Annotated in this window: 23 protein-coding genes; 8 read left to right on the top strand and 15 right to left on the bottom strand. The window is 68.7% G+C overall.

Annotated elements, in window-relative coordinates; translation table 11 throughout:
- Positions 1-14 precede the first annotated feature (14 nt).
- Positions 15-377 (top strand): hypothetical protein, encoded by a 363-nt coding sequence (locus tag MEBOL_RS31385; RefSeq protein ID WP_095983113.1) that lies wholly within the window; start codon positions 15-17, stop codon positions 375-377.
- Between the two features lie 2 nt (positions 378-379).
- Here the strand turns inward: MEBOL_RS31385 and MEBOL_RS31380 are convergent, their stop codons facing one another.
- From MEBOL_RS31380 to tnpA, 4 genes are all read right to left on the bottom strand, one after another.
- Positions 380-1,036, bottom strand: coding sequence for a sensor histidine kinase (locus MEBOL_RS31380; RefSeq protein WP_281256685.1), 657 nt, complete (start codon positions 1,034-1,036; stop codon positions 380-382).
- A 141-nt stretch (positions 1,037-1,177) separates the two neighbouring features.
- A complete protein-coding gene (gene tnpC, locus MEBOL_RS31375) occupies positions 1,178-2,674 on the bottom strand; it encodes an IS66 family transposase (protein ID WP_095976244.1) in 1,497 nt (498 codons plus the stop codon).
- 55 nt (positions 2,675-2,729) lie between these two features.
- The gene (tnpB, locus tag MEBOL_RS31370; RefSeq protein ID WP_095976243.1) at positions 2,730-3,128 is read right to left on the bottom strand and encodes an IS66 family insertion sequence element accessory protein TnpB; all 399 of its coding nucleotides are present in this window, start codon (positions 3,126-3,128) and stop codon (positions 2,730-2,732) included.
- The gene (gene tnpA / locus MEBOL_RS31365; RefSeq protein WP_157774749.1) at positions 3,125-3,499 is read right to left on the bottom strand and encodes an IS66 family insertion sequence element accessory protein TnpA; all 375 of its coding nucleotides are present in this window, start codon (positions 3,497-3,499) and stop codon (positions 3,125-3,127) included. Before tnpA ends, tnpB (MEBOL_RS31370) begins: the two co-directional genes overlap by 4 nt.
- Positions 3,500-3,729: 230 nt before the next feature.
- Between tnpA and MEBOL_RS41495 the strand changes: the two genes are divergently transcribed.
- The 5 genes from MEBOL_RS41495 (at position 3,730) to MEBOL_RS31345 (ending at position 8,237) form a co-directional block, all read left to right on the top strand.
- Positions 3,730-3,924 carry a hypothetical protein gene (locus tag MEBOL_RS41495; RefSeq protein ID WP_157823780.1) on the top strand — a complete coding sequence of 65 codons (195 nt, stop codon included), beginning with the start codon at positions 3,730-3,732 and terminating at the stop codon, positions 3,922-3,924.
- 214 nt (positions 3,925-4,138) lie between these two features.
- Positions 4,139-4,537, top strand: coding sequence for a transposase (locus tag MEBOL_RS31360; protein WP_095976449.1), 399 nt, complete (start codon positions 4,139-4,141; stop codon positions 4,535-4,537).
- Positions 4,531-4,911, top strand: a complete 381-nt coding sequence (gene tnpB, locus MEBOL_RS31355; RefSeq protein ID WP_095976450.1) for an IS66 family insertion sequence element accessory protein TnpB — start codon at positions 4,531-4,533, stop codon at positions 4,909-4,911. Before MEBOL_RS31360 ends, tnpB (MEBOL_RS31355) begins: the two co-directional genes overlap by 7 nt.
- A gap of 15 nt (positions 4,912-4,926) precedes the next feature.
- A complete protein-coding gene (gene tnpC, locus MEBOL_RS31350) occupies positions 4,927-6,444 on the top strand; it encodes an IS66 family transposase (RefSeq protein WP_095976451.1) in 1,518 nt (505 codons plus the stop codon).
- 194 nt (positions 6,445-6,638) lie between these two features.
- Positions 6,639-8,237 carry a recombinase family protein gene (locus MEBOL_RS31345; RefSeq protein WP_095980885.1) on the top strand — a complete coding sequence of 533 codons (1,599 nt, stop codon included), beginning with the start codon at positions 6,639-6,641 and terminating at the stop codon, positions 8,235-8,237.
- A 177-nt stretch (positions 8,238-8,414) separates the two neighbouring features.
- On the opposite strand, the gene MEBOL_RS31340 is transcribed toward MEBOL_RS31345, so the two are convergent.
- Positions 8,415-8,987, bottom strand: coding sequence for a hypothetical protein (locus MEBOL_RS31340; RefSeq protein ID WP_157823779.1), 573 nt, complete (start codon positions 8,985-8,987; stop codon positions 8,415-8,417).
- 92 nt (positions 8,988-9,079) lie between these two features.
- Between MEBOL_RS31340 and MEBOL_RS44175 the strand changes: the two genes are divergently transcribed.
- Entirely contained in the window at positions 9,080-9,376 is a 297-nt protein-coding gene (locus MEBOL_RS44175; RefSeq protein ID WP_157823778.1) for a helix-turn-helix domain-containing protein, read from the top strand.
- Between the two features lie 1,034 nt (positions 9,377-10,410).
- On the opposite strand, the gene MEBOL_RS31330 is transcribed toward MEBOL_RS44175, so the two are convergent.
- The 9 genes from MEBOL_RS31330 to MEBOL_RS31290 form a co-directional block, all read right to left on the bottom strand.
- Positions 10,411-10,701: a DUF3892 domain-containing protein gene (locus MEBOL_RS31330; protein WP_095980882.1), complete on the bottom strand. Its 291-nt coding sequence runs from the start codon at positions 10,699-10,701 to the stop codon at positions 10,411-10,413.
- Positions 10,702-11,435: 734 nt separating this feature from the next.
- A complete protein-coding gene (locus MEBOL_RS31325) occupies positions 11,436-11,717 on the bottom strand; it encodes a hypothetical protein (RefSeq protein WP_095980881.1) in 282 nt (93 codons plus the stop codon).
- Between the two features lie 357 nt (positions 11,718-12,074).
- Positions 12,075-12,350 carry a hypothetical protein gene (locus MEBOL_RS31320; protein ID WP_095980880.1) on the bottom strand — a complete coding sequence of 92 codons (276 nt, stop codon included), beginning with the start codon at positions 12,348-12,350 and terminating at the stop codon, positions 12,075-12,077.
- Entirely contained in the window at positions 12,347-13,027 is a 681-nt protein-coding gene (locus MEBOL_RS31315) for a response regulator transcription factor (protein WP_095980879.1), read from the bottom strand. Before MEBOL_RS31315 ends, MEBOL_RS31320 begins: the two co-directional genes overlap by 4 nt.
- Positions 13,024-16,125 carry an efflux RND transporter permease subunit gene (locus tag MEBOL_RS31310; protein WP_095980878.1) on the bottom strand — a complete coding sequence of 1,034 codons (3,102 nt, stop codon included), beginning with the start codon at positions 16,123-16,125 and terminating at the stop codon, positions 13,024-13,026. Before MEBOL_RS31310 ends, MEBOL_RS31315 begins: the two co-directional genes overlap by 4 nt.
- Positions 16,122-17,195: an efflux RND transporter periplasmic adaptor subunit gene (locus MEBOL_RS31305; RefSeq protein ID WP_095980877.1), complete on the bottom strand. Its 1,074-nt coding sequence runs from the start codon at positions 17,193-17,195 to the stop codon at positions 16,122-16,124. Before MEBOL_RS31305 ends, MEBOL_RS31310 begins: the two co-directional genes overlap by 4 nt.
- Positions 17,192-18,415, bottom strand: coding sequence for a TolC family protein (locus tag MEBOL_RS31300; protein WP_095980876.1), 1,224 nt, complete (start codon positions 18,413-18,415; stop codon positions 17,192-17,194). Before MEBOL_RS31300 ends, MEBOL_RS31305 begins: the two co-directional genes overlap by 4 nt.
- Before the next feature lie 71 nt (positions 18,416-18,486).
- The gene (locus MEBOL_RS31295) at positions 18,487-19,884 is read right to left on the bottom strand and encodes a cytochrome P450 (protein ID WP_095980875.1); all 1,398 of its coding nucleotides are present in this window, start codon (positions 19,882-19,884) and stop codon (positions 18,487-18,489) included.
- On the bottom strand, positions 19,881-20,900 hold the full coding sequence (locus tag MEBOL_RS31290) for a hypothetical protein (protein ID WP_095980874.1): 1,020 nt from the start codon (positions 20,898-20,900) through the stop codon (positions 19,881-19,883). Before MEBOL_RS31290 ends, MEBOL_RS31295 begins: the two co-directional genes overlap by 4 nt.
- A 297-nt stretch (positions 20,901-21,197) precedes the next feature.
- Here MEBOL_RS31290 and MEBOL_RS31285 point away from each other — a divergent pair, with 297 nt between their 5' ends.
- Positions 21,198-21,953: a YceI family protein gene (locus MEBOL_RS31285; RefSeq protein ID WP_095980873.1), complete on the top strand. Its 756-nt coding sequence runs from the start codon at positions 21,198-21,200 to the stop codon at positions 21,951-21,953.
- A 78-nt stretch (positions 21,954-22,031) separates the two neighbouring features.
- Here the strand turns inward: MEBOL_RS31285 and rnr are convergent, their stop codons facing one another.
- Positions 22,032-25,370, bottom strand: a complete 3,339-nt coding sequence (gene rnr / locus MEBOL_RS31280; RefSeq protein WP_245918985.1) for a ribonuclease R — start codon at positions 25,368-25,370, stop codon at positions 22,032-22,034.
- Positions 25,371-25,478: the final 108 nt, after the last annotated feature.

Here is a 25,478-nt window from a genome sequence, read left to right as displayed (position 1 = left end):
AGCAGGAGCTTCCGATGTCGTTCTCTGTTCGGAGTGGGTGGTTCGCGGTCGGCGCGGTGGGGCTCTTCCTGGGATGTGGTCCTCAGGACGCCCCGGACGAGTCGAAACCGGTGGGGGCCGTGGGCCAGGAGCTCGCCAACACCTGCCAGAACACCTCGGCGAGCTACACGTTCGAGTGCGCCACCGTCCACGTCTACAAGACGGCCACCTCGACCACCCCCATCGACACGATTCACTGTGGCGGCGCCTACTGGGTCGCCACCCTGCTGCAAGCGTGTCCCTCGAATGGGCGCTTCAAGGTGGAATACGGCAAGGACTTCGACCCCACGCCGGCCACCGGCTGGATTGATCGCACACACCTCGTGGCAACGCGCTAGTCCTACTTGGTGAGCGAGGGTCCCGCCTCGGGCAACTCCAGCACCAACTGGGTCCCCGGGGCGTCGACCCGCGTCACGTAGGCGAGGCCCCCATGGCGCCTGGCCACCTCCTGCACCACGGCCAGTCCCAAGCCCGTCCCCGCCCCCTTCGCATCCCCCCGGAAGAACGGTTGGAAGACGGACTCCCAGTGCTCGGCGGCAATGCCCGGCCCCCGGTCCCTCACCGAGAGCCGCCATCGCGCTTCCTCCTGTTCGAGCCGTACGGAAATCTCCGTGCCCGGCGGCGCGTAGCGCAGCGCGTTCGCCAGCAGGTTGTCCATCGCCTGGCGCACCGAGGCCGCGTGGAAGGCGCACGGCGCGGGCTCGGGCCCCTCCACGGTGATCCACACGCCCCGCCCCTCCGCCTCGGCCCGCGCCGCCGTGGCCGCGTCCTCCACCACCTCGCGCAGGTCTCCCGCCCTCACCTCCCAGCCCCCCCGGCCGAACGACGCCAGGTCCAGCAGGTTGCCCGCGAGCGCGCTCAGCCGCACCACCTCGCGCCGCGTCTCCTCCAGGGCCTCGCGCAGGGAGCGCGCATCCCGCTCCTTCCACAACGCCAGATCCAGGCTCGTGCGCATCAAGGCCAGTGGCGTCCTCAACTCGTGCGCCGCCCGGGCGATGAGTTGTTCCGTAAATGCTCGCCGAGCCCCGTAGCCGAGGAGCTTGACGGCGAGCGCGGGGCATGAGGAGACGTTCTCCGCGGTGCGACAGCCCTCGCGGAGTCTGGCCAGGCCGAGACAGACAGGAGCAGGTGCGGCGCGTCAGCCCTCGGCGGACGGTGCGAGCTGGTGCGGCAGGGGAATGGAGTCTCCGCGCAGGGCCGCCAGCGCTGCCTCACGCAGGTAGCGCTTGGGGTCCACCCCGCACAGCTTCGCCGTCTCCAGCAGGCTGTAGAAGAGGGCGGTCACCTCGGTGCCGCGCCGACTCCGGCTGCCGTAGTGGTTTTTACGGCCCACGGCGAGCCCGCGCATGGCGCGCTCGGTGGCCCCATTGTCCAGCGGCACGCGCGCGTCCGTCACGAACCGTGTCAGCCCCGTCCACCGCTGGCTCATGTATTTGATTGCCTGGCCCAGGCCCGACTGGGGCAGTGCGCGCTGGGCGCATGCCCACTGGTGCAGGCGCTCGAGGAGGGGGCGACTCTTGTGCTGTCGCAGCTCCAGCAGGCGCTCCAGGTTCTCCGGCCCCTCTTTGTACTCACGCTCCACCGCGTACAGCGCGGCAATCATCTCCAGGGCCTCTTCCGCCTGGGGGAAGGCCTCCGCGCATTCCACGTACTTGCGCCGCGCGTGCATCCAACAGTGCACCAGCGTCAGCTTCCCACCCGAGCCCGCGGCGACGCTCTCGTAGGTGCTCAGCCCGTCCACCATGAAGATTCCGTCGAAGTCCTGGAGCAGGTGGCGCGCGGCCTGGGCGTCTCGCCCCTCCTGTATCCGGTACACCACGGCGTCCGGCGCGCACAGCGCCCAGGCGTGCCAGCGCGTCTGGCTCTTACTACCCAGCAGCGGCCAGCGCGTCTCGTCTCCTCCCAGAATCTCCCGCGTGAGCAGCGCGGCGTGCAGCGCCTCGTGCGCGGGCGCCAGCCGCCGCGCCAGCGCGTCCACCTGGTCCCAGAGTGTCTGGCTGTCCACCGTGAGACCCTCGCGCTGCATGACTCGCACCTGCCGCTCCAGGGGCAAGTGGTCGAGGTACTTGGCCGCAGCCACTTCCACGGCGAAGTCCAGCGAGTAGCGCCCGCCGGGCTGAAGCTTGGGCGGGCCCAGGGCCGTCTCCACGCACCCGCCGCAGCCGCAGCGGTACTTTTGCCGCTTGTGGCGCTGGAGGACGAAGCGCCGTTGCACCACGTCCACCTCCTCGGCCTCCTCCCAGCAGCCCTCCATTTCCGCCAGCGCCCCTCCGCACTGGGGGCACTGCTTGTCCGCCTCCTCCAGCGTGTGCACCACCTCCAGCAAGGGCAGCGTGGGCTGGGCGCGCGGGCCGTGGCCGGGCGCGGCCTCCTTGTCCTTGTCCTCCTCGCCTTGCTCGCGGCGGGGACGCTTCTCGCTGGAGCGGCCGAACAGCTCGGCGGTGCGCTGTGCCAGCTGCCGCTCCACCTCCCGCAGGCGCAGCTGCAACTCCTCGGCGTCCTGCCCCTGGGCGCTCATCAGCTTGCGCGTGAGCTCCACCACGCGCGCCACCAGGCGTCTGTTTTCCGCCTCCAGCAGCAAGGCCGCCTGGCGCAGCCTCTCCACGTCCTTCTCCGTCTCCAGCTGCAAGCCCATGGGCCCGTAGTGTCATGGCTCCACCCTCCCGCGCAAGTAGTCCACGCCCCATGACTCACGACGTCACCCCGCCCTCGGCCCCTGGCTGGAAGAGCGGGGCCAGTGTGTACGGCGCGGGCGACAGCGGCGTCCGCCCCACCAGCTCGCTGCCCTCCAGAAACAGCGCCAGCTCCGACACCGTCAACTCCAATGGCCGCGCGCCCCTCTCTCGCCGCCACAGCGGCGCGAAGCGTCCTTTCTCCAGCCTCTTGGCGTACAGGCACAGCCCCGTGCCGTCCCAGAAGAGTGCCTTGGCCCTCTTCCTGTCCCGGCCCACGAAGAGGAAGACGTCCCCCGAGAGGAAGTCGCGGCCCAACTCCCGCGTCACCAGCCCGCTCAGCGCGTCGTAACTCTTGCGCATGTCGCACGGCTGCCCGTACGCGTACACGCTCAGCCGGCGCGTGGAGCCAATCACCTCAGCCCTCGCAGCAGCGCCACCGCGTCCTCCACGCTCAAACCCTCCACCCGTACACCTCCGGGCCCGTGCACCACCAGCCCTCCCCTCCGCGCCACGGCCCGCTCCGCTTTCACCTCCACCGGCACCAGTCCCGCTCCCTCCGGCTCCTGCCTCTCCCTCCGCGCCGCGCTGCTCCAGCGGCTGAGCGTCCAGCTACTCATCCCCAGTTGCCTGGCCACTTCCTCCACGCTCTCGCCCTGCTGCTGCCTCTCTCGCACATACTCCACCGCTTGCTGTTTCTGCTCCGGCGTGTAGCGCGCTCTCGGCCCCACGCCTCCTCGCGCCAGCACCTGCTGTCTGAACTGCTCCGCCCACTCTCTCTTGTCCATCTTGTCCGCCTCCTTGCCTCGGGCGGACATGCTCACCTCTCGGCCCTCTCGTCACGACGGGCTCCGGCGAGGACTTACGTTGTTCCTGCGCCTCGCGCGCCTCCCCGAGCCGCACCGACGCCTCGTGCAACGCGCCCTCCACCTCGGCCACCTCGTCGACCCGGCGCCCATCCTCCTCCCGCCCCGGCAACGCGCCCTCGCGCATCCGGCCAATCAGTCCTCGGAGCTGCGTGAGCCGTCCCGCCAGCCACCGCGCCTGCCAGGTCTGCAAGGCGAACAGCACCACGCCCAGCAGCGCCGCCACCGCCAGCGTCACGGAGCCAAAGGCCCGCACCGCCGAGTCCTGTTGCGCCAGCGACGCGGACAACCGAAGCGTGTACACGCCTCCCGAGGGCGAGAGCACCCCCAGCGTAAGTCGGCGGTAGCGCACGCCATCCGCGCCTCGCACCGTCTCGAACAGGGGCGGCTCTCCTGGAGGAGGCGCCTGGGGAGCCATCCCGGCACCGCTCTCCTGCGAGGCGGGATAGGCCGCCAGCCGGCGTCCCTCGGGCGCGAACAACTCGTAACAGCTCGCCGGAGCCCGTCGTGACGAGAGAGGCGGGAGCGTGAGACGTCCAGGGAAGAAACCTGGAGGTGCACGTGGAGAAGGAGTTGGAGCAGTTCCGGCAAGAGGTGCAGAGACTGAGAGCGGGACGAGCCAAGGGCTCGGGCCCCTTCCCCGAGCCGATGAGAGCGTTCGCGGTGCGCTACCTGGCGCAGGCGTTGGAGAAGGGAGAGACGCTCAAGTCGGTGGTGGAGAGGCTGGGGGTGTCGGAGCCGACGCTGCAGGCGTGGAGGCGGGGGCAGACGCCTGGGAGCAAGGCGAGAGGGAGTGAGCCGAGGCGCGCGGGGCTGGTGCCAGTGGTGGTGCACGAGGCGAAGGTGCCCGCGCGGCCGCGAGAGGGCACGACCTTGGCGGTGGTGTCGCCCCAAGGCTGGAGGGTGGAAGGGCTGGGGGTGGAGGAGGCGGTGGAGGTGCTGCGGAGGGTGGCGTGCTGACACTCACGCGGGCGGTGCGGGTGTACGCCAGTGCGGTGCCGGTGGACATGCGCAAGGGGTTTGATGGATTGAGCGCGCTGGTGGAGCAGCAGCTGGGAGGACAGCTGCTCAAGGGCGACGTCTTCCTCTTCGTGGGGCGGTGTCGCCAGCGGGCCAAGGTGCTCTACTTCGACGGCACGGGGCTGGTGCTGCTCACCAAGCGTCTCTTCAAGGGACGCTTCGCGCGGCCGTGGGCCCAGGCCGGAGCGGTGAGCGTGGAGCTGACGGTGGCCGAGCTGTCCTTGTTTCTGGAGGGGTGCGAGCTGGCGGGCAGGTGGAAGCTGTCGCCGCCAGCCTTCGAGGAGAAAGAACTTGCGGTGGAGGCGGCCGTGTAGCACTACCGCGAAGGTATGGTTCCCCTCGGGCAGGTGAAGGACCTGGAGACGGCGAAGCAGATGGCGGCGCTGCTCGAGGCGGAGAACGCGCGGCTGCACCAGCGGCTGGAGGCGCTGGTGCAAGAGAATGCGCGGCTCAAGGGGGAGGACGCCCAGGCGCGGCTGCAACTGGAGCTCACCCAGCTCCAGGAGCAACTGGCGCGCATGCAGCAGCGCCTCTTCGGAGCCTCCAGCGAGAAGCGCCCGAGCGCGCAGCAGGAGGAGCCCGCCGCGCGCGAGTGCCAGCAGCGGGGACATGGGCCGCGAGCCCAGCCGGAGCTGCCCGTGCAAGAGGTGCTGCTGCCGTTGGACGAGGCGGACAAGGTATGCGGCCTGTGCGGCGGAGCCCTCGCGGAGTGGCGGGGGCAGACGGAGGACAGCGAGGAGGTGAGCGTGGTGGAGCGCCACTTCGTCCTCAAGCGCTACCGCCGACAGAAGTACCGCTGCCCGGAGGGGTGCGCACCCGTCACCGCACCCACCGCGCCGCGCCTCATTCCGGGCGGCCGCTACGCGGTGGATTTCGCCGTGCACGTGGCGCTGCAGAAGTATGCCTTCCACCTGCCGCTGGCGCGCCAGGAGCGCATGTACCGGCGCGAGGGCCTGGTAGTGGATACCCAGACACTCTGGGACCAGTTGTCCGCCCTGGCCCGCCACCTCCAGCCCAGCTACGAGGCACTGCTCGCCGTCGTCTTCGCTTCCCCCCTCATCCACGCGGATGAGACGCACTGGCACCTGCTGGACAAGGGCCCGGGGAAGAAGTGGTACGCATGGACGGTGGCCAGTCCCCGTGCGGTGCACCACCGCATTCTCCCCAGCCGCTCCGGGGCCACGGCCCGGCAGGTGCTGGGCAACTACCAGGGCGTCGCCATGGTGGACGGCTACGCCGCCTACCAGACGGCGACGAAACCGGGGGCCGACGGGCCGGCCTCCTGTAGCCTGGTGTTTTGTTGGGCCCACGTGCGGCGCAAATTCGTGGAGGCCGAGCAGGTGGCCCCCGCGTGCGCCCAGGTGCTGTCTCTCATTGGCCAGTTGTATGCCATTGAGGCCGGCCTGCCTGACCCACATGCGCTGGAGGGAGCACAACAGACCGCGGCGCTCGCGTACCGTCTGCTGGTGCGGCGGGAGCAGTCCGTCCCGCTGGTGGCGGCCATCCGCGAGTGGGCACTGGCTCAGCGCGCGCTGCCAGGCAGCGGCCTGCGCAAGGCCCTCGAGTACATGCTGGCGCTGTGGAGCGGGCTCACCGTCTTCCTCTCCAACCCCTGGGTGCCCTTGGACAACAACCTGGTGGAGCGCCAGCTGCGCGACCTGGTGCTGGGCCGCAAGAATCACTACGGCTCCAAGTCGCTGCGCGGCACCGAGGTGGCGGCCCTCTTCTACTCGCTGATTGAGACGGCCCGCCTGGGCGGTGAGGACCCGGGGCGCTACCTGCTGCGCGCCGCGCTCGCCGCCATCGACAACCCCGGCACCTTCACGCTCCCCTCCAGCCTCGACTGACGCCGCCGCGCTTTGTTTCGTGGCCCGGCTGGCTCTCCTCGCCTCGTCCAGACGGGGCTCGGCGAGCTATTACAACAACTCCGCCATGGGCGCGAAGGGGCGCACCGCCTTCTCCAACGGCGAGCTCAACAGGTGGAGGTGGGGGCCTTGAGGACCCACAGGGCCGATAGAGGACCCGGGTCTCTCCGTCTAGAATGGAGACGCACATGCCCAAGGCGTACAGCTACCTACGGTTCAGCACCCCCGACCAAAGCCAGGGAGACAGCTTTCGACGACAGAGCACGGCGGCCCAGTCGTATGCGTCCCGGAAGGGCCTGGACCTGGACGACAAGTTGACCTTCCAGGACCTGGGGGTGAGCGCCTTCCGGGGGAAGAACCTGGAGGACGGGCAGCTTGGCGCCTTCCTCACCGCCGTTCAGGTTGGGAAGGTGGAACCGGGCTCCTACCTGCTGGTCGAGAGCTTGGACCGGTTGAGCCGTCAGGCGGCCTGGATCGCCCTGGGCTCCCTCACCAGCATCCTCGCCCATGGCATCACGCTCGTGACCCTCAACGATGAAAAGGTCTATTCCCAGGCGACGATGACGGCTCAACCCATGGACCTGATGTACGCCATCATGGGGTTCATCCGGGCCAATGACGAGAGCGCCCACAAGTCGTTCCGGCTCAAGGATGTGTGGTCCCAGAAGAGGCTGAAGGCTGCGGCGAGGAAGCCCATGACCGCCATCGTCCCGAACTGGATCTGGCTCGACAAGGCCACCGGGACGTTCCAGGAGATTCCCGAGAAGGTGGAGGTCATCCGGCGCATCTTCCGGGACTACCTCTCGGGCATGGGCGTGGCGGGAATCGTCAAGGCCCTCAATCGCGACGGCGTTCCCGTGTTCTCCCGCACGAGTCGTAACGGCATCCAGGCCAAGCAATGGCATGTGAGTTACATCCGCCGGACCCTGGAGAACCCGGCGGTCATCGGCACGTACACCGTCCACACCACCGAGCACGAAGGGAAGAAAAAGGTTCGGCGCAAGGCGGGAGACCCCATCCCCAACTACTTCCCGGCCATCATCGACGAGGACACCTTCCAGCGAGCCCAGGCCATCCGACTGGACACCCCTTCCGCGTTGCGCGGCAGGAACGCCAACCGGGAGGACGTCAAGAACCTCTTCGGAGGAGTGGTCCGGTGCGGCCTGTGCTCCAGCACGATGAACTACATCAGCAAGGGACGGAACAAGAAGCGCCGGTACTCGTACCTTGTTTGCGCCAAGGCCCGACATGGAGCGGGCTGCAAGTACAGGATGATTCCTTACGAGGACGTAGAGGGCGCGTTCCTCCAGCACGGCCCAGCCTACTTGGCGAATGCGCCCACAGGCGAGGAGCACGACGGGCTTGATGCCGAGATCCAGCAGGTAAACACCAGCCTGGAGGTATTCGACGACGAACTGTCGGCACTGGCGGAAGCCTACGCTCGAACCAAGCTACAAACCCTCCTGGAGCAGATCCGCAAGATGGAGGAGAGCAAGAGGGAAGTCGAGGCGAAGAGGGATGACCTCTACAGACGAGCGGGCGCCCTTGCCGACCCCTTCATCATGAAGCGCATCGACGAACTGAGCGACGTGATCCAAGCCGAACCACTCGACCGGCGCAGGGCAAACGTCCTGATGCGCATGGTGTTCAGCACGATTACCGTCCACCCACTGGGTGGGAACATGGTCCTCACCTACAAGCACGGTGGAGTCGGCCCTCTGGGTGACTCGCTGCTGTGGGGGTGGCCCCGAACGGAGGAAGAGGCAGCAGGCTAAGCCTCAACCCATTTCCGCCCCCAGGATGCCCCTCCAAGGCCCCTGGCTGCCCCGTAGAGCCGCGTTCGGGGGCCGGGGGACCCCAGGGGCCTCCCAGGGCTCACAGGGCCTCTGGAGGGCCTTCCGATGGAGCATCCCCGCGCCCCATCGGTCGAGCCTCGGATTACCTCGGGGTTCCTAGTGAGTCTCCGGAGGGGAACCCTTCGAGCCCTTGCCGGGGATACCCGGGGCCTCGGGAACCGCTTCCTTCCCCTCGGGTTGTCCCGCCTGAATGCCCGGGGCCTCGGGAGCCGCTTCCTTCCCCTTCGGGTCCTTCGGTGCCTTCCTCCCCTTGGGTTCCTTCCCCTTGGGCTCCCGTGCCCTCTCCTCTGGCGCCGGTCCCCCCATGGAAGGACGGGCGAGCACCATCGGCTTCCCATAGGCGCTCCAAGGGAACAGAACGATGTCCCCTTCCGTGTCGGCCAGCGACTCAGGGAAGGCGACCGCATTGTGAGGGGCCCAGATATGTGCCGGGTCCTCTTCACCACGAATCACCCGGCGCAGTTGGTCGAGACGGCCCCCCACGAGGGAAAGGATGGAGAAGACTGCCACCGGGGCATCTTGCTCCGCTTCATCGTCCATGAACCCTTGCCGGGTCTGGTAGTCCGCGAGGATCTCCGCGCCTCGCGTCGCGTTCGCCAGGGCCAGTAGTTCCAGGTCCAAGCTGACCACTAGCGGGTTGGGTGTCCTAGTTACGGTCTCTTCGGGCATGTACCGGGCCGTCCTTTCGTCGGTTGGGGCCGACCCGCAAGGTAAACTATAGTTTGTGGTAATGTAAAGGTAACCCGGGTCACATTGCCCGCGTGTCCCCATCCGGCAAGTCGCACCGTCCCAAACCGCCCATCGAGCCGACCCCGGAAAACTTGGCCCCTCTTGTCAAGCGGGAGCTAAAGCGCCTCGGGAGTCGGCTCCGGGAGGCTCGCCAAGCAAGTGGGCTCACACAGGAACAAGCCGCCGAGATGATGGGTCTACATCCCAAGTACATGCCCCGCTTGGAGGGAGGCACCGCCAACCCCACGGTGGCCACCCTCGTGGCCGCATCCGTGGCCTACAAGGTTCCCCTCCGTGACCTGTTCTCCGAAGACGATAAGGGTACATGAGCCAGCGGGACACCTTGAGGAACCCCGAGGCTCCTCGGAGGGACATCAAGGCATGCCCCCGGCTGCCGGGACGCGGGACACATTCCAGGTAGATAGGTTCGGGCAGGAGAGCAGTTCCCCCGACAAGTTTCCGGCTCCGGTAGAAGGAGCCCCCAAAGGTTCCTATCTATATGGGTCCCTAAAGGAGCCCGCGTGGGGCATTCAGAGCGCCCGGGGTTGGGAGTAGTGAGTGGGTTAACTCCCGGCTGATACGAATCAATACCCTATGTCAAGGGAATTAACTCACCACCCCTAAACAGACCCTGGGTAATCCTTGAAGGACTATACCTAGGTGGACGCACCACAAGCGAAGCAGTGAATGGGGCCCTGCCAGTCCTCACGAACCTTGAGCAGCGCCGTTGGATGGCATGACGGTGTTACCAACCGCGCAGCGTCAGCGTGGGCAGGCAACTTCGGCATCGGTGCAGGACTTCCCGCCTTGAACTTGAATGTCCCGCGACTGCGACGCTCAAGGTCCGCGAAGCTTTTGCGGAGTGGGTCCAACAGGTGCGTCTCCACAACCTTTCTGCCAACTTCCGTTTGGAACCGGATCTGATCCGCTGTCCACCACTCGCTACCCGCCGCAGAGTGCGAGCAATACGGGCATATGTAAGCGTCCTGACTGGGAGCGCCTTCGTTATGGACTCTGAACTGCCGCAAGCAATCAGGAACTGGACACTCCCGACTAACAAACCCCTCGGAGTCAAGCAGATTCTCAATCGGAATGTTAATGCGGATTTGCTCATCAGGCATGTCGTACACCTCGGGGGCATGGCCGTTTCGACAACAGGCCGTGACCAACGCTAACGGTGGGGTCTGACATGCCGCACTTCGCTGGTTGACCGCTTGAGCGATCCTCAGGATTGAGGGGTGCTTGCACCAAGGTGAGCAATCCTCATGGGCAAGAGAACCCATCGCACGTATGGAGTATCCATCCCCGAGCGGCGCCCAGCAGAACCCTTAAAAGCCATAAAGGGCACCGCTGGGCTCCATTGTCAAAACGTCGGAAGGTTGTCCAGGTTGTCCTTCGCCGTGTCATCACGGCGCGTTCTCAGGGACAGTTCGACAGAGGCTCCTTTATCCAGCTTGCCGTTACTGTTCTTTGTGGCGGTGACGAAGGTGCTGCCGTTGAGAATCGCTTGAGCCACCTGCTCGAAACTCCACACCGCGCTTTCTCCCAAGCTTGAGCCTTCATCAGGGTAGACTCTCAATGAGATGATCCGCCTGCTCCCCGTAGTGTCGAACCGTACTGCGGTGATGATGTAGTCAGCCCATTTACTAGCCATGGTTTTCTCCTGAAAGTCGAGGGTTGTTCACGACGTGGGCGAAATACGGACGCTCACGTCCCCCCGTATCTGACGCGAAGGAGCAGCGGATGAAGGCCCCACGACAAAGGCCCACTAACGCTCCCTCACGTCCTGTCGAGCGGACCTCAAGCGCTCTATTTCAACCCGGGAAAATTCCGCTCCGCACTCGTCGCACCGATAGTCCCCTGTTTGTGCACCCATGATTCTCTCCTTGGAGAAGCTAGGGTGCTCACAGGTCCCTTTGGGATCTTGTTGCTTTTTTTCGTCGGTCATGCAGGGTGCCTCCTGGACAGGGCGGGACTGCCACCACAGCAAGAGGCGAAGTCACAGCCAATACCCCCAAGGAGGTATGCGGCTCGGCATCCAGAGGCACAGGAGGCGCACGACAACGCCTCGGGCCTCTTAGCTCCATCAAGGTTCCGCAGGGTGCCCTCTCCGCCCGCTAGAACTTCCCCGCCGGTTCCCGACGCCTGTCAGCGCCTATAGACTCACCTCCCAGAATTTGGATGGAGATTTTCCTGGGGGCACACGAGCCTGTGACGGCCGGAGATTTCCCCCCGTGCCCCGGGGGTCATGGAGAGCACGAATCGGAACTCGCCCACCCATCAGTGGGGAGGCCCTTGGGAGCCGCTAGGAGCTACGCGACCCGAGGACCGGGAGACCAGCGGGAGAACTGGAAGAGGGAGCCGGTTTTAGTCCCCGTGGCTCAACGTTCAAAACCTCGGGAGGTTGGACAAGTTGTCCTTCGCCGTCGCATCGCGGCGCGTCCGAAGGCTCAGTTCCACAGGAGCGCCTTTGACCCACCCAGTGGCGCTCCAGGTAACCGTGATGAATGTCGTGCCCAAAAGAATTCTCAGAACGACATCGTTGAAACTCAACGTCTCCTCCTGACCCGCTTCATCGCCCTTATCGCTGCGGACCCGCAGAGCGACGATGTGTGAACCAGTAGGAGCGTAGCTCACCTTAGTAACAAGATAATCGGCCCACTTCTTCATTTCAGTTCCTCTAATCCACTAGGGGAAAGTAGTCCCAATGGAGGGGGAAGTGGACGGCCCTCACATCGGATCCTGACAAAGGCCCAGCTAGGAACTGTGCCCTCTGACTAGGAGCCGCCCCGTGCACGCACAGCCCCCCAGAATTTGGATTGAGATTTTCCCGGGGGCACACGTGCCTGTGACGGCCGGAGATTTCCCCCGTGCCCCCATGGTCCCCGTGAGTACAACCACCCGCCCACCCATTCACGGGCAGGCCCTGGCAGGCCCCAGGAACGACGCGAGCCGGGGCCCCGAGGGAAAAGCGGGAGGACGGGACACGAGCCCAGCGGGGCGCCTGGAGGGCCTGGAGGGCATCCGTCAGAGGGGCAGGAGGAACGGGCAGGAGATGGGGGTTTGCGGGCCCTGATTTTTTTGGTATGTGGGTCCCCACGGCTCGCACTTGTGCAGGTGTGGCTCGCCCCGGGGCCCGTCGAAGAGGCTCACCGACTCCACGGCCGCCTGCGTGAGCAGCGCGCGATCCACCTCGCGCGCGAGCAGGGCCTCGAAGAAGGCGCCCGCGAGCAGCAGGGCCACGAGGATGCCCACCATGGGCACGCCCGCGCCCAGGAGCCACAACCGCGCCGCCAGCTTCACTCGCGCCCCTCCACCACCAGCCGGAAGCCCACCCCGCGCACCACCTGGATGGACACCGCCTCCACCTGGAGCTTCTTCAACTTGCCGCGCAAATAACCCACGTACACGTCCACGATGTTCGGCGGCCCGTCGAAGGACTCGCCCCACACGTGGCCGAGCAACGTGGAGCGCGCGAGCACCTCGCCCGCGTGGCTCGCCAGCTCGGAGAAGAGCGCGAATTCCCGTCCGGTGAGGACCTGCTCGTGCTCGCCATGGCGAATCACCCGCCGCCGGGCGTCCAGCACCAGCGGCCCCACCTTGCTCGCGAGCCCCTGGGCGTCGTCGCGGCGATGCAGGGCCTCCAGGCGCGCCAGCAACTCCTCGAAGGCGAAGGGTTTGACGAGGTAGTCGTCCGCGCCCGCGCGCAGGCCCATTACCTTCTCGCCCACCGTGCCCCGCGCGGTGAGCATCAGCACCGGGGTGCGCAGGCCCCGCTCCCGCCAGCGCCGGAGCACCGCCAGCCCATCGAGGTCCGGCAGGTTCCAATCCAGCAGGACGACGTCGTAGGCGATGTTCAGCGCCTGCTCCAGCGCGTCCTCGCCCCGCCCGCACACGTCCACCAGGTGCCCCGCCTCCGTCAGGCCCCGCTGGAGCAGCCGGGCCATCTTCTCCTCGTCCTCGATGAGCAGGAGCTTCACGCGGCCGCCTCCGCCGGGCGGGGAACCTCCCGCGCGCGCCGGGCCGAGAACCACGGGTAGAGCGAGGGCAGGATGACGAGCGTGAGCAGCGTGGAGGTGACGAGTCCGCCCACCACCACGGTGGCCAGGGGGCGCTGCACCTCGGCGCCCACGCCGGTGGCCAGCATCATCGGCACGAAGCCCAGCGCCGCCACCAACGCCGTCATGAGCACCGGCCGCGAGCGCTCCTGGGCCGCGAGCCGCACCGCCTCGCCCACCGGCACGCCCTCCGCCTCGTGGTGCAGCAGCCGCGCCATCAACACCACGCCGTTGAGCACCGCGATGCCCGACAGGGCGATGAAGCCGATGGCCGCCGAGATGGACACCGGCATGCCGCGCGCGAGCAGGGCCACCACGCCGCCCACGCACGCGAAGGGCACGTTGGTGAAGATGATGAGCGCGGGACGCAGGCGCCGGAAGGTGAGCCAGAGCACGAGCACGATGAGCACCAGCACCGCGGGGATGACGAGGGACAGCCGCCGGGTGGCTTCCGTCAGCGTCTCGTATTGGCCTCCCCATTCCAAGCGGTACCCCACGGGCAGGCGAAGCGCCGAGCCCACCCTCGCGCGGGCCCGCTCCACCACCGAGCCCAGGTCCGCGCCCCGCACGTTGAAGCCCACTACCAGGCGGCGCTGCCCGTCGTCCCGGTTGACCAGGCCCGGCGTGGAGACGAGCTTCACGTCGGCCACCCGGGACAGGGGCACCACCCCCCCGGAGGCCACGGGCAGGGGCAGCTCCGCGAGCGAGAAAGCGCCCTCGGTGCCCGCCAGCCTCAGGACGATGGGCACGCGTACCGCGCCGTCATAGGTGGCGCCCACCTCCAGGCCCGTGCGCACCGCCTGCACCGCCTCCAGCACCTCGCGCACGCTCAGCCCCAGGCGCGCCGCGTCCAGGGGCCGGGGCACCACCTCCAACATCGACACCTCGGGCGGCGCGAGCACCCGCACGTCCTCCGCGCCCGGCTCCTGGGCCACCTGCGAGGCCAGTTGCTCCGCCAGCCGTCGCAGCTCCCCTAACTCCTCGCCGTACACGCTCACCGCCACGTCCGTCACCGAGCCGCCCAGCAGCTCGTTGAAGCGCATCTGGATGGGCTGGGTGAAGGAGGGCTCACTGCCGGGGGCATCCCGCGCCAGGAGCCCCTCCATCTCTTGGATGAGGGAATCGCGGGTGAGCCCGGGCCGCCAGGCCTCTCGCGGCTTGAGCCGGATGAAGACGTCCGCCTGCTCCAGGCCCATGATGTCGGTGGCGACGGCGGGACTCCCCACGCGGGACACCACCTGGGTCACCTCGGGCACGTGCTCGAGCAACACCGATTCCAGGAGCTGGGCCTCGCGCGTGGCCGCCTCCAGGCTGATGTCCCCGGCGCGCGTCGTCTGCACCACCATGTCCCCCTCGTCGAGCTGGGGGGCGAACTCGCTGCCCGCGCGCAGGAAGAGGCCCGTCCCCAGCGCGAGCAACAGCACCGCCGCGAGCGCCACCCATTGGGGATGGCGCACCATGCGCTCGAGCAGCGGCCGGTACACGCGATCGAAGAAGCGCACGAGCAGCGGCGGATGTTCCGGGACGTCCTCGGGCCGCAGCACCAGGCTGACGGCGGCGGGAATGAAGGTGAGCGAGAGCACCAGCGACGTGGCCAGGGCCATCATCACCGTGAGCGCCATGGGGCGGAACATCTTGCCGTCCACGCCGCTGAGCGCCAGCACCGGCACGTAGACGAGCAGGATGATGAGCACCGAGAAGAACACCGGGCGTGCCACCGAGCCCGTCACCTGGGACACCTTCTCGCGCCATGTGCCCCGCGCCGGACGCTCGTGGCCCAGGGCGTGGAAGACGGCCTCCACCATCACCACCGCGCCATCCACCAGGAGCCCGAAGTCGATGGCGCCCAGGCTCATCAGGTTGCCGGGAATCCCGAGCAGCACCATGCCCACGCCCGCGCCCAGCATGGACAGGGGAATCGCCGAGGCCACCACCAGGCCCGCCCGGAAGCTGCCCAGCAGGAGGAAGAGCACCGACACCACCAGCAGGCCGCCCTCCAGCAGATTCTTCGCCACCGTGCGCAACGTGCCCCGCACCAGCACGCTCCGGTCATACACCTCGTCCAGGCGCACGTCCGAAGGCAGCGCGTCGTGGACCCGGTCCATCCGCGCGTGCAGCGCCTCCATCACGTCCAGCGCGTTGGCGCCGCGCAACATCTGCACCATCACGTACACCGTCTCGCCCCGGCCATTGGCGGTGGCGGTGCCGATGCGTGGCAGGGCGCCGGGCACGACCTCGGCCACGTCCGCCAGCCGCACCGCCCGCCCGTCCTCGCCCAGCACCACCGCGCCACTCAGCTCGCTCGGGCCCGGAGGCCGCGCCACCGCGCGCACCAGCACCTGCCGGTCTCCCGCCGCGAGGCTCGCCCCGGGCACGCTGCCCGAGGTGTCCTCCAGGGCGCCCCGCAGCCGCTCCAGCGTCAGCCCACGCTGGGCCAGCTTCACCGCGTCCGCGCGCACCTCCAGCGTGCGCTGCTGTCCGCCCCAGCTGTTCACCTCCACTACGCCGGGCACCCCGCGCAGCAGCGGAGCCACCCGCCGCTCCGCCAGTTCCAGGAGTTCCGCCGACGTGCGCTCCGGCGAGTTGAGCGTGAAGTGGAAGATCTCCCCCAGTCCGCCCGTGAGGGGGCCGAGTTGCGGCGCCTCCACGCCCGGAGGCAGCTCGCCCGAGAGCGCCGCCAGCCGCTCCTGCACCCACTGGCGCGCGCGCAGGGGGTCCACGTCGTCCCCGAAGACGGCCGTCACCGAGGAGATGCCGTAGCGCGACAGGCTGCGGTGCCGCTCCAAACCGGGGATGCCGCCCAGGCTCGTCTCCACGGGCCGCGTCACCAGGCGCTCCACCTCCTCGGGCGTCATGCCCGGGGCGAGCGTGAGCACCAGCACCTGGTTCGTGGTGATGTCCGGCAGCGCGTCCAGCTCCATGCGCGCCATGAGGATCGCCGCCAGCACCGCGAAGAGGCCCGTGAGCCCCAACGTCAAACCCCGGTGCTTCACCGAGGCGCGCACCAACTCGGTGATCATGAGCCCCCTCCCGTTCCGGCGAGGACCCGCGAGGCATCGGCCGCCACTTGATCCGTCTCCGTGAGCGGCCCGTCCACCAGGGCATCCGCGCCGGACTGCCCCACCACCTTCACGGGCTGGCGGCGGTGGCCCTCGCCGTCACGCACCAGCACGGAGATCGCCTCGCCCTCCAGCACGAGCGCCCGGGCGGGCACCACCTTCACCCGGGGGAGTCCATTCGCGCCCACCCGGACCGTGCCCTGAAGCCCCGAGGGCAATGCCCGCGCGGGCTCGGGCTCGAACCACGCGGCCGTGGTGCCATCGCGCCCATCCATCGAGGGAGCGCGCGCCACCAGCCGCACTGGCAGCGGCGCGTGGCCGGGAGCGACGAACTCGAAGGCGGCCTCGGGGGGAAACGCGCGGGACAGCCGGGCCTCGATGCGCGCGGGCCCCTCGCCGGAGACGCGCACGAGCGGCGCCGAGCCCGTCTCCCGCGACTCACCCAGCACCGCGTCCACGGCCGTGACAACCCCCTCCACGGGACTGCGCAACGGCACCATGCCCCGCTGAGCCACGCCCGCGGCCTCCGCCGCCTCCACCCCCGCGGCCTTCAACAGGGCCCGAGCGCTCTGCTGCTGCGCCCGCGCCTCGGCCAGGTTCGCCTGGGCCTCGGTCAACTCGAAGACGCGCGCCATGCCCTGCGCCTGGAGCGCTTCCAACTGGGTCGCCCGGCGCTGCCAGGCCTCGCGGCGCAACGTGGCGGCCTCGTAGTCTCCGGCGGCCCGCACCACCTCGGGCATGAGCAATTCGATGAGCACCTCGCCCCGCTGGACGCGCTGTCCTGGCCGCACGGCGATGCGGGCGACGTTGCCCCGGAACGGCAGGCCGAGCGCCGCCGCTCCCTCGGGATGGGGCAGCACATGGGCGGGCGCCTCGGTGAGCGGCACGCCATGCGGGGCACGGGGATGGACCCAGGCGGTGTGCGCGCTGGAGCGGGCCACGGGAGGCGGCGCGGCGGGGGGAGGCGGCGAGGAGCAACCCGGGGCCACGCCCAGCAGGAGGAAGGAAGCGAGGAGCGCGGGGCGTCTCATGGGGCGGAAACTCCGGAGAGGGCGTCGATGAAGAAGCGGGCCCGGACGCGGGCCAGGGACTCACGGGCCCGGGCATGACCCAGGCGGATGCGGGCGGAGGCCAGCGCGCGGCGCGCCAGCACCACCTCGGGGACGGTGGACTCCCCGGACTGGAAGAGGAATTCGCGCAGCCGGGCGGCCTCCTCGGTGGCGGGCAACAACTGGCCCTGGAGCGCATCCAGCACCTCGTGCGCGTGCACCACCTCGTGGAAGGCGAGCGCCAGCGCGGCGCTGGACGCCTGGCCCGCCTCGCGCGCCTCGCCCTCCTGACGCTCGGCGCTGGCCAGCAGGGCCGCGCGCTCCCGGCCCCCGCGATCGAACAGGGGCGGCGTCCACGTGAGCGTGAGGGCGCCGCCCGAGGCCCCGTCGTACTCACGCTGGCCCGCGAGGCCCACCTGGAGCCAGTTGCCCCGGGAGGCATGCAGCTCGGCGGCCCGCGCCCGCTCCGCCTCGGCCCCGAACGTCCGCGCGGCCACCTCCGGCAGCCGGGAGGCCTCGACCACCAGGGACTCCCACGTGGAGTCCGGCGGAAGCGTCACTTCGGGCAGGGGCCCCTCGGCCTGGAGCCGGCTCGCGGGGGAATGGCCGAGCACCCGGGTCAGCGCCACGCGCCGTTCGGCGGCCAGCCCCTCGGCATCCAGCGCCGTGAGCCGGGCCTCGGCGAGATAGGCGGATGCCTCGGCCAGCTCCAGCTTCGTGGCCGCGCCCAGCGCCGAGGCCCCCTCCACCGCCTTCTGGAAGGAGCCGGCCAGCGTCACCTCCAGCTCGCTCTGCGTCTGGGCCCGCTCGGCGGCCCACAGGAGCAACCACGCCTCGGCGATGGCGAGCTGGCGCTCGAGCAGGACAGCCCGCGCCTCGGCCTGGAGCACGGACTGCTCGGCGCGCAGGGCCTGATCGCGCGCGGAGACCTGTCCGGAGAGGTTGAAGCCCTGGCTGAGGCCCAGGCGAAGGTCAGCACCCCGCTCCTCCTGGCGCTGGCGGTAGCCGGGCTCGACGACGACTTGCGGATTGAGGACGAAGGCGGACAGGCGCGCCTGCTCGGCGCGTTGGACGTCCGCGGCCCGGGCGGCGCTCTGGGGGCCAGGAGCCCTCCCGGCGAGCGACACCGCCTGGGCGAAGGTCACCGGAGTGACCTCCCCGGGCGCGGCGGCCAGGAGGAGGACGGCGAGGGAAACAAACATGCCGCGCACCCTAGGGACGGTGCGTCATGCATGCTTGAGAGGACTCTGAGAAGACCCTCAGAGTCCCCGCGTCATGCCGCCGCGGCGGCGCGCTCCCGGGGCTCGACCCTCAGCTTGACGCCATCGAGCGGCCGCATGGTGATGACCAGACGCACGCCCACCTCCTTCTGCTCGGCCAGCCGGAGCCGGAAGCGCTGCAGGCCCATGGAGAGCACGAGCAGGATCTCCATCATCGAGAAGTGGTAGCCGATGCACTGGCGCGGCCCACCGCCGAAGGGGAAGTAGGCGAAGCGGGTGCGGCCCTCGCTGTTCTCCGGCAGGAAGCGATCCGGATCGAAGCGCTCGGGCTCCGGCCAGTGCTCGGGGTGGCGGTGCACCATGTAGGGCGAGAAGTAGACGAGGCTGCCAGCGGGGATGCGGTAGCCGGAGATGACATCCTCCTGGAGCGCCCGGCGGGCGAGCATCCACGCGGCGGGGTAGAGCCGCAGCACCTCCTCCAGCACGCGGTTGAGGTACTTCAACCGGGGTAGGTCCTCCATCGTCGGCGTCCGGCCGCCAAGTTCCCGCTCCAGCTCCTCGTACACGCGCTGTTGCACGTCCTGGTGGAGCGCGAGCCGGTACCAGGCCCAGGCGAGCGTGTTGGCGCTCGTCTCGTGCCCGCCGATCATCATGGTCATCACCGAGTCGTGCAGGAGCGAATCGCTCATGCCCTCGCCGGTGTCCTGATCCCGCACCTGCATCAGCATGCTGAGCAGATCGTTTTCCTTGTCGGGACCGACGCGATGCTTGCGCGCGATGACCTCGTCCACCACCGTGTCGAGCGCCTTCTTGGCGCCCAGGAAGCGGCGGTTGCCCGGAGTGGGGATGGACAGGGGCATGGGCAGGACCGAGTTCACGCGCCGCTCGAGCACCTCGAACATGGCGGAGGCCGCCTGGCCGATGTACTCGGCCTTCTCGCTCAAATGCGCGCTGAAGAGCGTGGCGCCCACGATGGCGAGCGTGAGCTCCACCATCTCCTTCTCGGCGTCGATGGTGCCGCTGCGCCGGGCCGCGTCCTCCCAGCGGGAGAAGGTGGTGGTGGCGAAGTGGACCATGGTGTCCATGAAGCCACGCAGGTTGTTGCGGTGAAAGGGAGGCTGGGTGAGCCGGCGCAGCCGCAACCAGTTGTCGCCCTCGCTCAGCAACAACCCCTCGCCGACGATGGGCTTCATGGCGAGGTAGGCGGGACCCTTGATGTAGTTGCGGTAGTTGTCCTGCAGCAGGTGCTTGACGCCCTCGGGGTGGTAGACGACGTGCACCACGTCATGGGGCATGGGCCAGCGCACCACGTCGCCGTGCTGCCGGTACATCTTGTGGAGGGTCGCGATGCTGTCGTTGGCGAACTCCGAGAAGAGGTGGAACATCCGCCAGTTGCTCGGGCCGGGCGCGCGCTTGCCGGGCGCCGCGGTGGGCAGGCTGTCCGTGCTCATCGTGCCTCCTCGGCCACGCGCAGCTCTCCGGCGTAGGAGTAGCGCTCATCCCGCACCGTCCACTTGCTCAGGTAGTCCTGGAACACCCCGAACAGGGCCGGATACAGGAACGCGAAGCCCAGATCGTAGAAGGGCATCAGCCCCGGGAGGGACACCTCACCGCACGTGAGCAGGGGTTTCATGTTGGTGGCCACCGGGAGCCAGTAGTCATTGTTGATGCAGGTGTGCAGCACATCGTAGAAGGGCGCGACGGCGAAGCCCATGAACACCATCCAGATGAGCATGGCGGGAGTACCCACCAGCTTGCGGAAGGACTTGCTGAGCAGCAGCCCCAACCATCCGAGGCCATAGCTCATCGACGTCATCGCCCACATCCAGTCCAACTGGCCCGTCGGCGAGGGCGAGAGGATGGGCAGCATCAGGAACAGGGCGGTGAAGGCGGTGAACAGCACATAGAAGAGGATCTGGCTCGTGCGGTGGGCCCGCTTGAAGCGTGCTGGCAGCGCGTGCATGAGCATGATGAAGGACACGCAATACATGTAGCTGACGGCCAGGTGGTTCACCGAGCCGTCCAGCGAGGGCTGCTCCTCGCCCGTGTAGAGGAAGCGCGTCCATTTGAAGGGGCCATCGCCCTCGGCGGTGACCCGCCCGAGCAGGTAGTGCGCATCGGGCCGCCAGGTGATCTGCCCCGCCGCGATGAAGTTGTTCTGCAACACATTGGCCGGCGGGATGATGATCAGCAGGATCAGGAAGTAGGCCAATCCCTTGTAGGCCCGCGTGTAGTAGGCGCGCGAGAAGATGAGGATCAGCACCAGGTAGACGAGCATGCCGCCATCGAAGGTGTAGCCCTGGCTGTAGCAGAGCAGCCCCAGGATGAAGCTGATCCCCATGAACATCAGGGTCCGGGGCGAGGTGAGTTCCAGACTCGACTGGGGCCAGAGGGGCGTACTCAGGAGGCCCTTGCCGGCCGGGGGAGCCGCGGAGGACGTCAGGGGAGCATCGGGAGTCGTCGACATGGGGGTTCGGAGAACGAGGACCATCACCCGCGTGGCGCGAGCGGAAACGTGGCGGCCGTCTCGGGAAGGGGGGCCTTCATCATCTCCCAGGAGTCGAGACGGAGGGAAGAGCCCCCCGGGTTCAGGGACGCACCAGGAGTGAGCCCGGGAAGCGCACGCCGAGCCAGGCCAGACCGGCCCCACTAGAAGAGGTGGGTGCCGGTCCGCCCCACCTGGGGCCGGGGTCGGGACGAGGGGCCTCGCGGTGATAGAGTCCCCGCGCCGTCACCAACCCCCCGAAGAAGAAGGACCCCATTCATGCGAAGCAGACTCTCCCTCCTCGTCACCACGACGCTGCTCGGCACGGCCTGTCTGACCGCTTGCGGCGGCGATGAGCCCATCGGCGAGGATCTCTCCAAGGTCACCTTCCCCGCGCGGACCGACTTCCCCGTGGGCTCGAGCAGCCTCAAGACCCTCCCCTCCGGCACGCGCACCTACAACCTCGAGCCGGCGCTGGAGACGAGCCACCTCTACGTGCAGATCTTCGCGGGCGGCACCGTGGGCGACAACCACATCGTCCGGGCCACGGACTGGTCGGGCACGGCCCAGTTCGATCCCTCGAGTCTGGATGGCTGCTCCATCTCGGTGACGGTGCAAGTGGAGGGGTTGGATCCGGAGCGTGACGAGATGCGGGACCTCGCCGGCTTCGATCGCATCGATGTCGACAGCCGCAACACGATCCGCGAGCACCTGCGGACCCCGGAGCAGCTCGACTTCGACAATCACAAGACGATCCAATTCACCTCGAAGTCCTGCACGCTCTCCGAGGATCGGGGCGATGGCGGCCATCCCAAGGTCGACGTGAAGGGCGACCTGACCGTGCGTGGCGCCACCCACGAGGTGGTGCTGCCCCTGGAAGTGTCCGTGGATGACGAGAACATCGCGGGCCGGGGAATCATGATCGCGCGGCACTCGGACTTCAAGTTCGAGCCCTACTCGTCGTTCGGCGGACTGGCCAGGAACAAGCAGGACATCTACTTCGTCCTGGATGTGCGCGGGAAGCGCGCGCCGTAGCCCGCTGCACCGCCCATGGCGGAGGAGAAGCGCTCCACCAGGGAGTGCTTCTCCTCGACACGGCGGCCGTGAGAGGGACTACCGCTTCTTCTTCGCCCCTCCGGTCTTGGCCGAGCTCGCGCCCTTCGAGGGCGCCGCCCGCTTCTTCGTAGCGGTGGTCTTCCTCACCGGAGCCTTCTTCACAGCGGCCTTCTTCGCCACGGAAGCCTTCTTCACCGGAGCCTTCTTCACCGGAGCCTTCTTCACCGGAGCCTTCTTCGCGGCGGCCTTCTTCACCGGAGCCTTCTTCGCGGCGGCCTTCTTCACCGCCGGAGCCTTCTTCGCCACGGTGGCCTTCTTCGCCGCGGCGGCCTTCTTCACCGCCGGAGCCTTCTTCGCCGCGGCGGCCTTCTTCACCGCCGGAGTCCGCTGGGCGGCCGGAGCCTGCTCGCGAGTCCTCGCCGCGGCGCGCTTCTTCGCACGCGGGGGCTTCTGCTCGGTCGCGGCGGTGGGCTTTTCACGCAGCTGGGGAGGCACGGCTTCGGGCGGCTGAGGCGCGCCGGAGGGCTCGGCATGGGCCGCGAGGGCCCGGATGCGCTCGAAGGCCGAGGGAGCCGCGGAGGGGAGTTGCTCCAGGGGGAGCGCGTCCTCGGCGAGTTGGGCCAGGGCCTCCTCCGGCATCTCCACCGTGGGCGCCTCGTCCGTGAATTGAGCGAGGATCTCCGCGGGCATCTCCACCGTCGGGGGCGCATCGGCGGCCAACTGGCGATGAGCCGCCTCGGCCTCGGCCAGGGAGCGCTCGGCGCCCGTGTCCACCTGGGGCTTGCCCCACTTCTCCTGCCGCTCACGCTCGCGCGCGATGCGGGCGGCCTTCTTGCGCTCCTCCTTGGACTCGCGGCGGCGCTGTTCGTGCTCGCGCCGCTCCACGGCCTGCATGGCCTTCACGGCGTGGCCGGCGACTTCCAGGGCCTCGAAGTCGATCCGCCGCAAGGTCACGTTCACGCTGGCGAGCCGCACCCGCGCCTTCTGTCCCACGCGGACGCGGAAGCCGCCCGGCAGCAGCAGGGCGAGCAGGGCCTTGTCGAAGCGGGCCCCGAAGCCGAGCGAGTCCGCGCGCACCAGGCCCTCGACGTGCACCTCATCCAGCTCCACGAAGAAGCCGAACTCGGCGATGCCGGCGACGGTGGCCGCGAACTCCTCGCCCACGCGATCCTTCATCATCAGGGCGGCGTAGTAGGAGACGACCTCGCGCTCGGCCTGCATGGCGGCGCGCTCGCGGTCCGAGCTCTGGGCGGCCATGTCCTCGAGCCGCCGCTCCTCGCGCTCCACCACGGCCTCCTGGCGCCGCTGGCCCTGGCGGGCCCAGTGGGCCTTGAGCAGCCGGTGCACGAGCAGGTCCGGGTAGCGGCGGATGGGCGAGGTGAAGTGCAGGTAGTACTCGGCGGCGAGGCCGTAGTGGCCCATGTCGCCGGACGTGTAGACGGCCTGCATCATGGAGCGCAGCAGCAGTTGGTTGAGGGCGCGCTCCTCGGGGTGGCCCTGCAACTGGCCCATGAAGTCGTTGAGCGCCTTGGGGGTGATGTCCTCGGCGTTGAGCTTGAAGCCATACGCCTGGGCCATCTGGGCGAAGAGGGCGAGTTTTTCCTCGTCGGGCTCGCCGTGGTAGCGGTAGACGCTGGGCAGGCCCAGGTCGGCGAAGAACTTCGCCACCGCCTCGTTGGCGGCGAGCATGCACTCCTCGATGAGTCGGTGGCTGTCCTTGCGCTCGCGCTTCTCCATGCGCAGGGGCTGGCCATCCTCCCCCATGAGCACCTTGTGCTCGGGCAGGTTGAAATCGATGGCGCCGCGCTCCTTGCGCATCCGGGTGAGCACGCGCGCGAGCGCCTGGAGCCGCTCGAAGTGGGGCTTGAAGGCGTTGCGGTGCGGCACGTCCTTGCCGTCGAGGACGTCCTGCACCTCGTTGTAGGTGCAGCGGGCCTGGCTGCGCATGACGGCCGGGTAGAGCTGGCTGGAGACGAGCCGGCCCTGCCGGTCGAGCACCATGTCGGCCACCATGCACAGCCGGTCCTCGTCGGGACGCAGCGAGCAGATGCCGTTGCTCAGGCGCTCGGGGAGCATGGGCAGCACGCGATCGGGCAGGTAGACGGAGGTGGCGCGGCGAAGGGCCTCGGCGTCGAGCGCGCTGCCCTCGCGCACGTAGTGCGTCACGTCGGCGATGGCCACCACGAGCCGCCAGCCCTCCCCCACCTCCTCGGCGTAGACGGCGTCGTCGAAGTCACGCGCGTCCTCGCCGTCGATGGTGACGAGCGGCAGGGCGCGCAGGTCGCGCCGCTCCTCGCCCCGGGCCTCGGCCTCGGAGACGGTGGTGTGGATGTGGTCCGCCTCGTCCATGACGTCCGAGGGGAACTCATCGGAGAAGCCCTGCGAGTAGGCGATGGAGAGCACCTCGGCGCTCGGGTCCCCGGGCTTGCCGATGGAGCCGGCGACCTCGCCATAGAGGCCTTCACCGGGCTCGAGCAGGTCCGCGCCGATGCCCAGGCGCACCTTCACCACGTCCCCATCCCGCGCCATCTGGGTGGGGGGCACGCGGATGGGCCCCTGGGCCTGGAGGTTCTTGTCGTAGGCGATGACGCGCGTGTCGCGCTTTCCGCCCGCCACGTACGTGCCCACGACGAGCTGACGCAGCCGGCCCACCACGCGAACGATCCGCCCCTCCATGCGTCCGGGACGGCCCCACGTCTCCACCTCCACGCGGTCATTGTCGAGCGCGCGCGCGGCCTCGTGGGGCGGCAGGAAGATGTTGTCGCCCACTCCCGAGCTGGGGTGCACGAAGCCGTAGCCATCCCGGTGCGCGTGGAAGATGCCCTCCACGGTGGTGAGCGACAGGCCTCCGCCACGGCCCTTCGGAGCGAAACGCTCCTCGCGGCGGTCCTTCTCGAAGCGGTTTTCTGGCCGCGGTCCAGGGCGGCGCTCATCCCGCGCGAAACGGCTTGGCGGCGCGGCGCCGCGCTCCTCGAAACGGCTCCGGGGCTGTTCCACGCGGCCCTCTCGCACGAAGCGGCCCCGAGGCGCGGCGCGCTCCTCGCGAGAGAATCGGCCTCGCACGGCGAAGCGCGAGTCGGTCTGCCCGGAGCTGGCGTCCCGGGGCGGCCCCTGGGCGGCGCGCTCCTCCCGGGGCCGCTCCTTCCCAGGAGAGGAGGCGGGCTGTCCGTCCCGCTCCCGCCGGAAGGGCGGTTGGGCACCCGTGGGGCCCTTGGGCGCGGAAGGTTGAGCGCTCCGGAGTCGGAAGCGCTTGCCCTCCTTGAGGAGGTCGCCCGCGCGAACCATGTCCCGGAGCGTCCGCTTGAGCTGGGTCTGCTGTCCGGGGTGCAGCTGGGTGAGTTTGAGCAGTTCCTTGACGCCAAGTGGCTGCTTGGACTCGGCGAGGAGACGCTTCACGTCTTGAGGAATATCAGTCACGAAAGTTCCCACGGCAGGGAGCCGAACGGGCCCTGAAGAAAATAAGCCCGGCAGATCCCACTGGGGACCCCCGGGCTCGACAGGATG

The sequence above is a fragment of the Melittangium boletus DSM 14713 genome (assembly GCF_002305855.1).
Taxonomy (GTDB): domain Bacteria; phylum Myxococcota; class Myxococcia; order Myxococcales; family Myxococcaceae; genus Cystobacter; species Cystobacter boletus.
The sequence above is the reverse complement of the archived record's forward strand: the minus strand, read 5'-3'. Positions and strand labels throughout refer to the sequence as shown.

Excerpts from the sequence above, each read along its gene's own strand:
- MEBOL_RS31385 (WP_095983113.1), top strand. The coding sequence starts at position 15 with ATGTCGTTCTCTGTTCGGAGTGGGTGGTTCGCGGTCGGCGCGGTGGGG.
- tnpA (WP_157774749.1), bottom strand. The coding sequence starts at position 3,499 with ATGGACAAGAGAGAGTGGGCGGAGCAGTTCAGACAGCAGGTGCTGGCG.
- MEBOL_RS31295 (WP_095980875.1), bottom strand. The coding sequence starts at position 19,884 with ATGAGCACGGACAGCCTGCCCACCGCGGCGCCCGGCAAGCGCGCGCCC.
- MEBOL_RS31330 (WP_095980882.1), bottom strand. The coding sequence starts at position 10,701 with ATGGCTAGTAAATGGGCTGACTACATCATCACCGCAGTACGGTTCGAC.
- tnpC (WP_095976244.1), bottom strand. The coding sequence starts at position 2,674 with ATGGGCTTGCAGCTGGAGACGGAGAAGGACGTGGAGAGGCTGCGCCAG.
- tnpC (WP_095976451.1), top strand. The coding sequence starts at position 4,927 with ATGGTTCCCCTCGGGCAGGTGAAGGACCTGGAGACGGCGAAGCAGATG.
- MEBOL_RS31310 (WP_095980878.1), bottom strand. The coding sequence starts at position 16,125 with ATGATCACCGAGTTGGTGCGCGCCTCGGTGAAGCACCGGGGTTTGACG.
- MEBOL_RS31285 (WP_095980873.1), top strand. The coding sequence starts at position 21,198 with ATGCGAAGCAGACTCTCCCTCCTCGTCACCACGACGCTGCTCGGCACG.
- MEBOL_RS31325 (WP_095980881.1), bottom strand. The coding sequence starts at position 11,717 with ATGAAGAAGTGGGCCGATTATCTTGTTACTAAGGTGAGCTACGCTCCT.
- MEBOL_RS31340 (WP_157823779.1), bottom strand. The coding sequence starts at position 8,987 with ATGCCCGAAGAGACCGTAACTAGGACACCCAACCCGCTAGTGGTCAGC.
- MEBOL_RS31290 (WP_095980874.1), bottom strand. The coding sequence starts at position 20,900 with ATGTCGACGACTCCCGATGCTCCCCTGACGTCCTCCGCGGCTCCCCCG.
- MEBOL_RS31305 (WP_095980877.1), bottom strand. The coding sequence starts at position 17,195 with ATGAGACGCCCCGCGCTCCTCGCTTCCTTCCTCCTGCTGGGCGTGGCC.
- MEBOL_RS31300 (WP_095980876.1), bottom strand. The coding sequence starts at position 18,415 with ATGTTTGTTTCCCTCGCCGTCCTCCTCCTGGCCGCCGCGCCCGGGGAG.
- MEBOL_RS31345 (WP_095980885.1), top strand. The coding sequence starts at position 6,639 with ATGGAGACGCACATGCCCAAGGCGTACAGCTACCTACGGTTCAGCACC.